Origin of the sequence: Chitinophaga sp. OAE865 (assembly GCF_040546735.1) — a bacterium.
GTDB lineage: Bacteria > Bacteroidota > Bacteroidia > Chitinophagales > Chitinophagaceae > Chitinophaga > Chitinophaga polysaccharea_A.
On the sequence record NZ_JBEPOF010000001.1, the window covers coordinates 5,213,212 to 5,225,925 of the forward strand.

Annotated in this window: 15 protein-coding genes; 5 read left to right on the plus strand and 10 right to left on the minus strand. The window is 43.3% G+C overall.

Annotated features, from left to right (window positions below; all coding sequences use genetic code 11):
• Positions 1-5: 5 nt before the first annotated feature.
• Positions 6-374, minus strand: a complete 369-nt coding sequence (locus ABIE50_RS21035; protein ID WP_209867473.1) for a winged helix-turn-helix transcriptional regulator — start codon at positions 372-374, stop codon at positions 6-8.
• 109 nt (positions 375-483) lie between these two features.
• Between ABIE50_RS21035 and ABIE50_RS21040 the strand changes: the two genes are divergently transcribed.
• From ABIE50_RS21040 to ABIE50_RS21050, 3 genes are all read left to right on the plus strand, one after another.
• Positions 484-1,254 carry an SDR family NAD(P)-dependent oxidoreductase gene (locus ABIE50_RS21040; protein WP_209867471.1) on the plus strand — a complete coding sequence of 257 codons (771 nt, stop codon included), beginning with the start codon at positions 484-486 and terminating at the stop codon, positions 1,252-1,254.
• Positions 1,255-1,311: 57 nt separating this feature from the next.
• Positions 1,312-1,935 (plus strand): NADPH-dependent F420 reductase, encoded by a 624-nt coding sequence (locus ABIE50_RS21045; RefSeq protein ID WP_209867470.1) that lies wholly within the window; start codon positions 1,312-1,314, stop codon positions 1,933-1,935.
• Positions 1,936-2,047: 112 nt separating this feature from the next.
• A complete protein-coding gene (locus ABIE50_RS21050) occupies positions 2,048-2,806 on the plus strand; it encodes an SDR family NAD(P)-dependent oxidoreductase (protein ID WP_209867468.1) in 759 nt (252 codons plus the stop codon).
• A gap of 253 nt (positions 2,807-3,059) precedes the next feature.
• On the opposite strand, the gene ABIE50_RS21055 is transcribed toward ABIE50_RS21050, so the two are convergent.
• The 3 genes from ABIE50_RS21055 to ABIE50_RS21065 form a co-directional block, all read right to left on the minus strand.
• The gene (locus ABIE50_RS21055; protein WP_209867466.1) at positions 3,060-3,929 is read right to left on the minus strand and encodes an alpha/beta fold hydrolase; all 870 of its coding nucleotides are present in this window, start codon (positions 3,927-3,929) and stop codon (positions 3,060-3,062) included.
• Between the two features lie 188 nt (positions 3,930-4,117).
• On the minus strand, positions 4,118-5,206 hold the full coding sequence (locus tag ABIE50_RS21060; protein ID WP_209867464.1) for a DUF5700 domain-containing putative Zn-dependent protease: 1,089 nt from the start codon (positions 5,204-5,206) through the stop codon (positions 4,118-4,120).
• Between the two features lie 83 nt (positions 5,207-5,289).
• Complete coding sequence (locus tag ABIE50_RS21065; protein WP_209867462.1) at positions 5,290-6,714, minus strand: S41 family peptidase; 1,425 nt, start codon at positions 6,712-6,714, stop codon at positions 5,290-5,292.
• A gap of 487 nt (positions 6,715-7,201) precedes the next feature.
• Here ABIE50_RS21065 and ABIE50_RS21070 point away from each other — a divergent pair, with 487 nt between their 5' ends.
• Positions 7,202-7,555, plus strand: coding sequence for an avidin/streptavidin family protein (locus tag ABIE50_RS21070; RefSeq protein ID WP_209867460.1), 354 nt, complete (start codon positions 7,202-7,204; stop codon positions 7,553-7,555).
• Positions 7,556-7,732: 177 nt separating this feature from the next.
• On the opposite strand, the gene ABIE50_RS21075 is transcribed toward ABIE50_RS21070, so the two are convergent.
• The 4 genes from ABIE50_RS21075 to ABIE50_RS21090 all read right to left on the minus strand — a co-directional run bounded on the left by ABIE50_RS21075 (position 7,733) and on the right by ABIE50_RS21090 (position 10,507).
• Positions 7,733-9,058: a putative oxidoreductase C-terminal domain-containing protein gene (locus tag ABIE50_RS21075; protein WP_209867458.1), complete on the minus strand. Its 1,326-nt coding sequence runs from the start codon at positions 9,056-9,058 to the stop codon at positions 7,733-7,735.
• 288 nt (positions 9,059-9,346) lie between these two features.
• Positions 9,347-9,490, minus strand: a complete 144-nt coding sequence (locus tag ABIE50_RS21080; RefSeq protein WP_209867456.1) for a hypothetical protein — start codon at positions 9,488-9,490, stop codon at positions 9,347-9,349.
• A gap of 276 nt (positions 9,491-9,766) precedes the next feature.
• Entirely contained in the window at positions 9,767-10,144 is a 378-nt protein-coding gene (locus ABIE50_RS21085) for a hypothetical protein (protein WP_209867454.1), read from the minus strand.
• Positions 10,145-10,153: 9 nt separating this feature from the next.
• Positions 10,154-10,507, minus strand: a complete 354-nt coding sequence (locus tag ABIE50_RS21090) for a hypothetical protein (RefSeq protein ID WP_209867452.1) — start codon at positions 10,505-10,507, stop codon at positions 10,154-10,156.
• Between the two features lie 85 nt (positions 10,508-10,592).
• On the opposite strand from ABIE50_RS21090, the gene ABIE50_RS21095 reads away from it, so the two are divergent.
• Positions 10,593-10,733: a hypothetical protein gene (locus tag ABIE50_RS21095; protein ID WP_354028101.1), complete on the plus strand. Its 141-nt coding sequence runs from the start codon at positions 10,593-10,595 to the stop codon at positions 10,731-10,733.
• 74 nt (positions 10,734-10,807) lie between these two features.
• Here the strand turns inward: ABIE50_RS21095 and ABIE50_RS21100 are convergent, their stop codons facing one another.
• Entirely contained in the window at positions 10,808-11,377 is a 570-nt protein-coding gene (locus ABIE50_RS21100; RefSeq protein WP_209867450.1) for a hypothetical protein, read from the minus strand.
• Between the two features lie 16 nt (positions 11,378-11,393).
• The gene (locus ABIE50_RS21105) at positions 11,394-12,713 is read right to left on the minus strand and encodes an RHS repeat-associated core domain-containing protein (protein ID WP_354028102.1); all 1,320 of its coding nucleotides are present in this window, start codon (positions 12,711-12,713) and stop codon (positions 11,394-11,396) included.
• Position 12,714: the final 1 nt, after the last annotated feature.

Here is a 12,714-nt window from a genome sequence, read left to right on the forward strand (position 1 = left end):
TTACACTACCTGGCATAACTTACCCTATTTGAATCACTCTCTTTGGGCATAGGAGCTACTTCATATTTTAAATTCCATTCTTTTATGCTTTCTAAAATTGGTAAAAAGGCCAGGCCTTTTGCGGACAGCTTATACTCTACCCTTGGCGGTATTTCCCTATAGGCCAGTCTTTCCAGTAGTCCATCTTCCTCCAGCTCTTTTAGTTGTTCAGTCAGTACTTTCCTCGAAATGATCGGTATTATAGAATCCAGCTGACCAAAACGAATGGTACGGGTGCCAATAACATCTATTATTATTGGTTTCCATTTATTACCTATGGTGCCAATAGCCCTTGTAAACGGGCAATGCGAATTGCAAAATCTGTCGTCTCTCATACTTTTAAAATTTGTAGTTACCCAATAGTAACCAGTATATACTATAATGGTTACTAAGATAAACTATTGATGGTACCTTTACGAAACAAATTTAAAAACAGATCAAAAAATGAGTAAACTAAAGAATAAAGTAGCAGTTATTACGGGTGGTAATAGTGGCATCGGGTTTGGCATTGCCCAGGAATTTAAAAATGAAGGTGCTGTAGGAGCCATTGTCGGCAGAACCCAGGAAACTTTAGATAATTCAGTGGCTAAACTTGGCGGTAATTTTATTGCCATAAATGCCGATGTAACCAATCTTGCCGACCTGGAAAGAGTGTTTAAGGAAACATCTGAAAAGTTTGGTAAAATAGACGTGATCGTAGCCAATGCAGGTGGCGCAGCTACAGGAGCAACGTTGGGTTCTGTGGCAGATATAGGCGAAGCTGACTACGACAAGACAATGGACTTAAACGTGAAAAGTGTTTACTTCACTGTCCATAAAGCACTGCCTTATATGAATGATGGTGGTTCCATTATCCTTATCGGGTCAAATGCAGGGCATCGGGCATATGCTTCATTTTCACTTTACGGTGCTGCCAAAGCAGCTGTTATTCACTTCGCAAAAGGATTTTCAAACGACCTTTTAGACAGAAAGATCAGAGCAAATGTAATATCACCGGGTACAACAGATACACCAGTATTTAGCAAGTTTGTTCCTGCCGAACAACTTGAAGCGGTAAAAAAATACTGGGCAGATGTAATGCCGGTAGGCAGAATCGGGCAACCATCTGATATTGGCAAAACAGCGGTTTTCCTGGCTTCTGATGAATCATCTTTTATGCTTGGGGCCGAGCTCCTTGTTGATGGTGGCCTGACCTATCTGGCGCCGGCTAAATAAGTACCTGATCCGAACCCGGCGCGGGTTTGTAACCCGTGCCATTAAATAATTTCCAAAATGAGCAAATCAGAAAACAAAATAGCGAGCTACGCAATTATCGGTTTTGGTAATGTTGGCCAGGCCCTGGCCAGGGCATTTGCCCGCAAAGGCCTCGAAGTATCCGTTGCAACCACCCGCGAGCCGGAAAGCTTTGCATCCGCCGCAGCTGCGATAGGCCCTACCATCATTCCCAAAAAACTGGCGGAAGCGGTCAAAGCGGACATCATCTTTTTGGCTGTCCGTTTTGGGTCGCACCCGGATGTCGCAAAGGCACTACCCAGCTGGCAAGGGAAAACCATCATTGATGTGACCAATGCATACGGCGTGCCGCCTGAAGAGTTAGGAGGACAGCCTTCCTCCAGGGTCGTTGCACAGGCCTTCACCGGCGGCAAGCTGGTTAAAGGTTTCAACCATCTGGCCGCTGCCGTCCTTGATCAGGATCCGCCCGTGCACGGGGGCAAGAGAGTTGTGTTCCTGGCCAGTGACGATGACGGCGCAGCAACGGAAATTAGTGCGCTTGCGGAAAATCTCGGTTTTTCCCCAATCAAACTGGGCGGGCTTTCGGAAGGTGGACTGCTTGTGCAGGCCCGCGGAAATAGCTGGGGTCAGTTGATCTTTAAGGACCTGATCAGGTTCAACTGATGAATCTCTCTCCCCTTGAGCACTTTATGATGTTTTTATATTCTTCCCAGCACAAAGCCCAGGAGTAACTTTATTAATCCCGCTTTGTCGTTCAATCATTAAAAAAGAAATAATGGATAAATTAAAAAATAAAGTAGCAATAGTTACAGGTGCATCAAAAGGAATTGGTGCAGGAATTGCCAAAGCATTTGCCCAGGAGGGTGCAAAGGTTGTTGTAAATTATGCTTCAAGTAAAGACGAAGCAGAAAAAGTAGTAAAATCCATAACCGATAACGGAGGCACAGCAATTTCAGTGCAAGGCGATGTATCAAAAGAAGCTGATGTGATCAGGCTGTTTGAAGAAACAAAGAACGCTTTCGGCACGTTGGATATTTTGGTAAACAACGCAGCATTTCAAGGATACACACCTATTGAACAAGTAACAGCAGCAGCTTTTCATCAGCATTTCAACGTCAATGTTCTGGGGGCTATACTTGCTATCCAATCATCTCTGAAATTGTTTAGCGATAAAGGTGGCAATATCATCAATATCAGTTCGGGTGCAAGCAAAATGCCTCTTCCCTCAGCCTCGTTATATTCTTCAACTAAAGCGGCGTTAGATGCTATAACGATCTCTTTATCGAAAGAATTAGGTGCAAAAAACATTCGTATCAATTCCATTTTACCGGGGGCTACGGAAACAGAAGGCGCACGTAGTGCGGGCGTTACCACCGGCAGTGAGTATGAAAAAATGTTCATTGCCAATACACCGCTCGGCCGCAGAGGCCAGCCCGAAGATATTGCAAAAGCCACCGTATTTCTTGCTTCCGACGATGCAGCCTGGATTACCGGAGAACAAATTTCCGTTTCAGGTGGCATGTATGGCTTCTAAATTCACAAAGATAATGGAACAGAATTACTGGTTGACGTAGTTTCACCAATTGCGCACCAAGATAACTGTTTCAAGAGTATAAGTTTTCTTTCAAATCCCTGCTTCTTCCGGAAGCAGGGATTTTTTGTTGCTTCAAATAATTTTATCAAAAGGAAAGTTGAAGGTGACATGCAAGCAATACATTTACATATGAACTGTATTAGACACGATTTAATCCGGTATATTTAAGCTTGCAAACACCGTATTCTTACATTTATCGCATCCCACCAGATTGAAAAAAATTTATTAACTCTTTTGCGATTTTTTCCGGACTGTTGCCGTTATCGGCAGCTGTATGCCCCAAACCGCGGAATTCCACACGGTTTGCTTGCGGAAAGGCGGAGCTTAATGTATCAAGTGCAAGTTTAAGGTAACCTTGACTCCTGGTTCCGCCCATCAGTAACATTTCAGCTTTAATTTCTTTACACCGATCTATAATTCCAGGTGATTCACCTACTAAAATGAGATCATAATGCATGGTTGGTATTAAGGACTTGAAGGATACATCATCGCCTGCTTGTTTCCTTGCATTTACGTTTATGGCAATATTTAGCAATGGTGCAATAAGAAAGGTCGGCAAGGCTGTAAACAGGGAAGGGTCATCAGTGCCTTTCATGGCTGCGAACAATGCTTTTCCAAAGTCTCCGCGTGAGAGGGCAGACTCATAGCGACAGCTCCAGGCAGCGGGATCAGTCCCATTGACCGGAATCGGAGGTTCGTAGAGCACTACTTTTTTAAGTGCCGGTTCTATGATTGCCGTTTGAAGTACACAAATAGCACCAGAACTAAGCCCAAAAATCTTGTCCGTTCCTGTCTCATGGATTAATGCCTGCAAATCCTCGCTTTCTGATCCAACACCATAGTCCGGGCCAAACGGTCCGCTTAAGCCGCGACCTCGTCTGTCTGGAATATAAACAGTGAATTCATTGGATAGGAAGCGGGCAAGTTGCATGAAATTTTTAGAGGTCATCATCGCGCCATGGACAAGAATAACTCCCGGCCCGGACCCGGTTTGTCTATAACCAACTCTTGTTCCATCCTTTGACATAACATAGCCGGTAGTATATTTTTCTAAGAGGGTCATTGCCTGATCTGTGTTTATAATTTAAAAGTACGATAAAGTTGCAATAGCCTGATTCATTTCTGTCCGATTAAATATCTGCTATCACAGATAGCATTTGATTTTTTTTGCTTCCCTTATGAAGTATCCGTTGAGCCGGCTCATTTATACTTTTATGGTTACTAACAACAGATGGTCCATCCGGCGAAAAATTACTCCTTCAGCAGATTACGTTTTAATTTCTTTAGATAATCGACAGATGCCTCTGAAAATACCGGATACTTCTTTTGCTTAAGCGTAATGGCAGCATGATTGTAATTTAAAAAAAATGAAACCGGGTCTTCTATTGATTGAATTTGATTATCCAATCGCTTTCCTTCTTTAATAACTAATCCCATGAACCTACCGGGAATATGCCCTCCGTTTTGGCCAAACTGACTGGATAAACTTTGAAAAGAAGCATAGTTGTTTAAAATAGCGCCAGATGCGTTCGCCTGTGTCAATAAGCTGTCTAACCTTTGCAAACAGGTGATAGAAAGAATGGTATCATTGTTTCTTAACTTTTCTACAGTTGCATAAACAGGAGACCCCTTCTGCCCAAGTATAGGTTTGTCTATTAAATCTGCCACCCCTTCTTCACTGATCATCTCCATCAGGTACAGCAAATTAAATTCCGGTGAGTCATAATTTATGTTTGCTTTTAGTTTTTGTTGAAAAGCCACTGATACAATTGCATGGAATGCTTCATGACTGGCTAAAACCCCAAACTTATAGTTATCAATTTTATAGGAAAGTAACAGGTCGTTCAATACTAATCCACTATTCCCGGTAGCATCGGCAGAGCCATAGTATAGGTAGAAAAGTTTGGGAAATAAGTCCGCCGACTGCAGCCTTTCCGGAAGAAGCGGATACAGGGTTTGCCTGACACTATCAACAACATCAGCCGTCGCCAATTGTATTATATATTGCTCAAGCGCATGCAGGTTTTCTCTATACTCATTGTGATAAAATTGTCGCCCCCTTTGCAAACTCTTATTTTCGGCGGGGTTAGAACGATATACTGCGCTCATATCCGCTTTAAATGCCACGGTATCAACAACACCTCCCCTAATCATCATTTGACAAGGTTTCGTGTCAAATAATTGAGCCCATTGTATTGTTTTTTCCGAGTCGCCAGATTCCAGTTGCTTTGCAATTTTTATATAAGCCTGAGCAGCAGATACATCGACAATTTTCGAAGAATTTGTTTGACCACAAACGGCGGTATAAAAACACGTCAGAGATAAAAATATAAATTTCATATTGCCTATTTTTTTAGAATAGTGCTGGTTGCCAAATCTTGCTGATAAGACCATTTTTTATTACAATAATTATTACCAACATACTAAAGCGACCGCACATATTCTACCCAATCGGGCACCTGTGCGGGGATCTTCACATTAGGCTGAATACCGATATTATCGATCTTTTCATCCGGTAAACGGTTGGTCCTGGAGGTAGAGAACCTCACCTTATAGATGCCGCAGGGCAATTTGAAGGTGGCCGCATCCGCATAATCCACCACGCCCAGGGTAGCGGTTCCATACATCGTTACTTTACTGCTTTGCCGGGCCTTTATCAGGAACAGCTCTGTGCTGCTGGCGCAAGCGCCGTTTATCAGGATGGATACTCTTTTGGGGTATGGAAATATGGTATCAAACCTGGTGGTGTCGCCGGGCCAGAGATTGTACATACCTCCCCTGTGCGCCCACAGTACTTCGGCCTCCTTTTTAAAAACACTTTTCATGCTGTCTGAAATGTTAGGAAAATCGTACATAGCATAGTAGCCTTTGATATTGTCTTCAGTAGCCAGTACAGAGTATCCTTTTGTTATCATAGGGCCTGTATAAATCAATGGGAGCAGTTTTTCAAAACAGAGCACCGAGCCGCCACCGTTATCCCTGACATCGATGATCAGGTGCTTACGCTGCTTAATGGCGGCATCATAGCGGGTCAGCAGGCTGTCGATCTCCCCCTTGTAAGTAAGTTGCGCATTAGGTATAGCGATCAGGCAGGTGTTATCATCCAGTATCTTAAAGGTTGGATGATAAGCGCCGCCGCTGGCCTCAGGCGCAATTATTTTTTTTCCCCGGCCGGGGTATTGTTTATACCAGTTACCATAACCTGCGATAGAAAAAACGCCGTCGCGGACAATGTTGAACTCCGGTATAGACAATATATGCATCCTGTTATAATAGGCTGTTAACCGGTATTTGCCGGCTTTGCCATCAAGTTTCATTTTTATCTGTCCCGGCATCCAGAACAGACTGTCGGCCCTGAGCACAAAACCGGTCAGCCTGTCGGCATGTTTTCCCTTTTCATGGGTAATACCAATCAGGTAAAGCCCGGATTCATCTTCCCAGATGCCTTCCAGCGGGTCCAGCTGTTGTTTGCTGCTGTCAAGATATGACCTGAACTGTGCCTGGTTAAGTGTCACCCGCTCCGTATTATGGTATACGCTGCGGATGAAGGCATGGTTAGCCGAATCTTCGTTTAGCGCAACAGAGACATGCCCGTCCCTGAAAAAATCCATCCATGCAGACATTAATTGCAGGCAGGCAGGAACATCCGCTCCGCGGGTTTGTTTCAGCAGGCTGTCGGTAAACTGCTCATATTGCCGGCGGTTCTGATCAGTCACTTTATCATTAAAACCAGCGTAATTTTGTTTCATCTTATCTATCATATGACGGAAGTTATCTTGACAACCACATTGCCGGGCCACCACCTTTACACTCAAAGCAACCAGGAAAAACAACAGAAAAAAACGCATGATAATTATAGGGTTTAATAATTCTCTGCAATGATAATAAATCCTCCTTCGCCTTAATGCTTTTATGTAGTTTATTTGAAGGAATGATTCACACAGACCCATAGCAGGAGCGGTCACAAAGCCAACTACAAGTAATTTCCAAGCATGGATAAATGTTTAGAAGTGAGCTGCCTGAGGCAACTAATAAAATGCCATTTTTTATTACGCTGGTAATCAATAATAACAGATGGGCTACCTTTCTTTTATGTCCGGTTTCGAACAGCAGTTGTTACAGATGCGGACAGCGTAAGATGGCCGCCTTACTCAGTCTGCTTATGTTTTTTGAAAACGGACCAGCACGGAAATCAGTGAAGGCCCCAAACTAAAATTCTATAGAAATCATATCTTTGATCAGGGAAAAACAGCTGGATGATATACCACCAGCTGCGTAATATTTTAGTCCGATCGTTAGCTCAAATCGGAATTATCGCACCTAAAATGATACAAAATGGACTGGATAGGCAAATGGAGAAATCAATATGGTTCTATCCTGAATATTACAGGACAGGCAAATGGAAAGCTGGAAGGGTATTTTCAATCAGCAATTGATGAAACTACCAGAGGACAACAATTACCTGTTACCGGCGTATATAAAGATAACCTCATTGGCATCACCTGTGCAGGTGGGGATCATTTGGTGACTTACACGGGTATGTATTACGAGGGTAAAATGGAAACGATGTGGCAACTCGTGACCTCGGAAATATTGACGGCTACCACAGCGGGAGAAAAAGCCGTTAAAAAACCGCTCGATTGGTGGCAATCCATAAAAACAAATGCAGACACCTTTGAAAGAATGTAACGACCCACGAACTATGGTTTTTCCTGGAAACGTCCTCTTCGCCCCGAAGTCCTTCCATTTTAGCGGCATTTTTTGGGAAAGCCACTCCCGTTCATGTAATCCACAGGGCCAGCAAGACAATACGTTCTGTTGAACATTGATATAATCCTGCCAATTGATAACTGAAACGTTATCTGTCTAACGCTTCCTTGCCAGTTGTAATGCCTGCGTGGTGGTGTAATACTTCGCTAACATATTGGGCACTTCCCATGCCGGCATACTCCCGGAGTTTACGTATAACAGGTACTTTTGCATGACACGGGCAAATGAGGCCTCATGTCCCTTTTTATAGGTGGCTGGAATAACCACTTCCCAGGCCTTTCCGCTTGCTTTTAAGGAAATCCCCGGGTAGGTGGCGGCAAGCACCCCGACACCCCGCTGTAAAGCTTCTGTACCGGCCGTTTTAAGCTCAATGTATAGAGCTCCGTCACGAATCACTATATCAGCCCCGGTGCCCCTGATCAACGAATAATGCGTATCACCTGTCCCTTCAGGGGCCTGGTACTTCCAGCTGACAGCCACCCGGGCGTGCACCTCTTTAATCCGGTAATCAAATGCCCCATTGGCATATACCTGCAATACACTGTCTTCATTTACATCCTTTAGTAAATAATCCGGGAAACGATCCTCGTTGGTAATCTCGTGAAACTGCGAAAAGGTCATGGCAGTAGGCCATCTCCGGGCGGAATCGATCAGGATGTCCTCTTCGTAATGAATGACCTGATCCGGGAAACAAGTCCATTGAATAAGGTCCACCAAATGGGTGGTCACGTCTACGATCCCCTCTCCCTGCTGCGTTACATCCATATACCAGGCGGGCCTTATAAGCACATTGCCCGCCACCTTCTTTCTAAAATGATGTACGCTTTCTTTGATAATAGCAGGCGCTGCAGGAGTTCCTTTCTCCAGTTTCCCAAATACAGATGGCATTTGCACAAGCTCCCGCTGCAGAATAGAGGTGATCTCATAGCGCTCGGTCATCATATCATACAGCTGTACATGGTGTTGTGCTGCTTCATCGAATGCTGCTTTGAGCGAGTCAAAGCCTGCTGCGTCAATGGCCATAGGTTTATCACTCAGCACATGCATCCCCGCATGTACGCACCTGCGGATATAGGTTGATTTCAAACGGTTGTTACCGGCAATCACCACGATATTCCCTGTTGGCTGCGCCAGCAATTGTTGCAGATAATCCGGCCCCGTATACACTTCCTGCCGCCAGTGCGTAGGCGAATCCTTTCGTTCATTATAGGCCAGTACCGCTTTTCTGTACCGCTCTACCTCCGCTCCTTCCGGTGCAAAAACTTTCAGAATGCTGTCAATTCCCGGATACATTTCCTGCTGTACCAGGGACGCATGAAAATGCCCTGGATCAAGTGCAATAAGTTTCACAGTAGTTGTTTTCTTTGTTTCGCAGGCCATTAGCAGCACTGCCAGCGCCAGAAAGATAATACGTTGTTGCATGATATTTAAATTCAATTACTTATTTTTTTCTTCCGGCACTTCATATAACTGGGGAACAAGCCATCAACATGATCAGGGAAATGATACACGCTACCGTAAAAAGCATGAGTGGTACCTGCGACCTCCGGATTGCAAGAGATTATCCTATGCTTTACAACCAGGAAGCACTCACTGCAGCCCTGCGTCAGCAGGCCTGCAATTATCTTGGTGGCGAGAATGTAGTGGACCTGGAGCTCTGGATGGCTTTAAAGATTTTGCCTTTTACTCGCAGCAGACGGATGCATGCTTTTATCGCCTGGGAGTGGGTAATGCCTCCAGTTCCGGGTTGCATACTGCCACTTTTAATACGGACGACCAGGCGCTGAAGACGGGTACGGGGTTAATGGCGTGGCTGGCGGCGGCGCTCTCATTATACAAAAGTAGTTCTGCCATATTTACTTTAATACTAAAAAGAAGGTATCTGGCTTATTCCCCAGATAACTGGTTGTATCACGAACAACGAGCATTAAAGACGTATCATCAACCAACTTATAAGAATCAAGCATATTGTACCGCTCATAATTTTTTAATACACTTTCACTACCTCCATTCGAAGATGACACTATCTGAATACAATTTTGAGTTGTTGCATTTCCAGGAACGTAATAAATACCTACTCTATAATCTTTGCCAGGAACTGAGACATTGGCTAGTTCTCTCTTCTCAACATCAAACAACTTGGTAGAGGGAGAAGAGCAGGCTATTAAAATTATAATTAAAGACATATAAATTAACTTTTGTCTCATAGTCTTTATTTATTGTTTTTTTTAAAATATTCAAACCCTGTTTTATCCAATATACCATTGGTATCGTAAGAAAGACTTTTTCCTGCAGATGGCTTTTACCGGTACCACTGCTGCCGAAGCTGATCACATGCCGCGGGCGGGTGGTTTTACGGCTGGTAAAGATCAGGTACATAATTAACCGGTTCAGTTCTTCCCCTACTATACCGCTTTTACTAATGATTTCGTTGGTACGTTCCAGTAAGCGGGGCTGTTGTAAAAACGCCATAGCCTGTTGCTGCTCTGCTTCAGTAAGTACTTTCAACGACTTTACCTATTCCTGCTTCCTGGCTTCGATCTGTTGTAAACGATAGTCTTCCAACTGATCAGTTATTTCTCCCAGCGCCTGCACTACAGGACTGCTGCCAACTTCCAGCCGGTCGGCTATCAGCCTGGATAATTTTTCCACCTGGTGATGGTTATAAAGATCAAGATTCTGGCGGATGGCAAGATTTGCAATATCAGGATGATCAAGATAGTGATTAAATTTACGGTTCAATACTTCCACCTTCAACGTGACCCGCATCCGGTCTATACCATCCAACCGGATACCGCCCAGGATAGTAAACCCCAGTTCCTCCGTTTGGTACGTAATAGTATCCTGATTATCGATATTGATCTTTGCCATAAAAAATATTTTTTCTTCACCTATTGGTGACAAAGACAATGGATAGGTAAATTAAAAAGGATCTGAACCGGGACGAACCTTTTTAGTGAAGGATAAAAAAATGCTCTATTGCCTGGAGTTGCTGGATAAAATTTCTGAAGAAGACCGTAATACCATTCTGCGCGTGGTTGATGCGTTACTAAAGGAAGCCCAGCTCACTACTACCTCTAAAAAACTGAAGGCATAAAGATTAATCATATAAACGACAAAGCTGCAAACACTGATTTGTGCTTGCGGCTTTGCTTAAAGCGTAGACTATTTTTAATGTACAAATTCATTAAACGCTATAGTTTCAATTTTCGCATTATGGCTATCAATATACTGGATCCGCGTTGCCATAAAAACAAACCCGTCTGTCACATAAGTCCCTAACTGCTTTCTTTGATTATTGATATACAAAGTATCCCATAATCTCACCTTATCTATAATATTCCTTGCAATACCTGCCTTTTTCTCAATATCACCACTATCAATATTGATTAACTCCATATCCCATTTTCCTGTTGCATTATTTCTATAAACATAACTCCCCTTAGAGCTTATAAGTAATCCACGATAATTTCCCCAACCAGGATTAAATCCTTCCAATACAATACAATCCTGTAATCCTGATAGCTGTACCCCGTTTTTCTTATATAGTTGTCCCCTACCTTTACTACCAAAATTGATGATACTTGTATAGTCTTTCTTATCACTTATTTTTGTATCATAATAAGACTTTTGGTTTTGGTACACCTGTTTCATTAAACTATTATCACGGCCTCCCATTGGGACTTTACAGGATATTCCCAATAGTATTAATCCTATGTAAAATATTAATTTCTTCATCATTGATTTAATTTTAAAATCACCAACCCGCTGGCATCCAATTCAGTTTTATAGGTTGGTTCTTTCGATCCAAAAGCCGTGGCGCGGCCCCTCCTTGTATATTCCCTGATGGATCTACAGCAGACCTATAATACTCTCTAATCGGCCATCCATTAGCAGCTCTAATTTGATTCTCCTTATAGGATGCTTGCCATTCATCCCGCGCTAACCCATTATATACCCCTGATGGATATTGCTTATCATACAACAATCCTCTGTTAGCATCTCTAGCATGGAACATTTCATGTGCTAAATTTGAGATCGGGTTATTATCTTGTTTGCCTCCTAATACCCACACATTAGCTCCTTTCGTATCCCAGGTTATCTTTCCTCCGGCACCGCCAGCTACAGGCTTCAATGCAGATATTGATGGATCAGCCAATAGATGAGCGGCATATGCACCAGCAGCTTGAGGCCCATTAGCAACAAATTTATTATCGCCGTTCCCACTCTCCAATGAAAAGCTATTTTTTGAAGTGCTTAGTTCATCAACAAGTCCTCGCCCTTCCTTCCCACTCATTCCAATTCTACCGATAGCAGCAGATGCTTGCCCTACAAACTCATCATCCCCTTGATATCTGTTCTCAATAGGAAGACCACTTTCAGCATCTACACCAGTAGAATAAAACCCATAACCGCCTCCTGAAGTATAACCATAATGTAATTTCTGCCCATCACCGGTTGTCACAAATACACTATCACCATTTATATCTACATTGTTTATCGGATTATTAGCACCATATTGGTATGGCGACATAGTATTATACTTTTCAGCATAAGCATCTTGTGTGAAAAAACGGCCTATCTGAGCATCATACATCCTCGCCCCATAATCATACCATTCCAGTCCTGAGCCATCTCCAAACTCCTTACTCTGTAACTCCTTCCCATTATACTTCATCCTATTCTCCGGGTAGTTAGTACCCCGAAGAGCATTCGAACTAATCCCCGCCATCGTCAACCCAAACGGATAATAATGCGTTTCCTCCAGCAACGGTCCTGAATTAACCCCTAACAGTACATTATCAAAGAACACATCCTGGGTGCCTTCATTGCTGGTATACACATACAGGAAACCAGATTTATCCATCACCATCTTATCCTGGCTAAGCGTCTGCAACTGATCCGGCTCGGCTTTTACCTGTTTCACCCCACTATTCTTATCCACTAATTTAAACTGATCATCGAACAAAACAAAATTCAGGTAAGCTTTGGGCCGGTCGGCATTGGGCTGATCGGCATCTCTTTCTTTCAGCCGCCGGTAATCATTGTTATAAAAATTGCTATTGAAAGGTGTCATA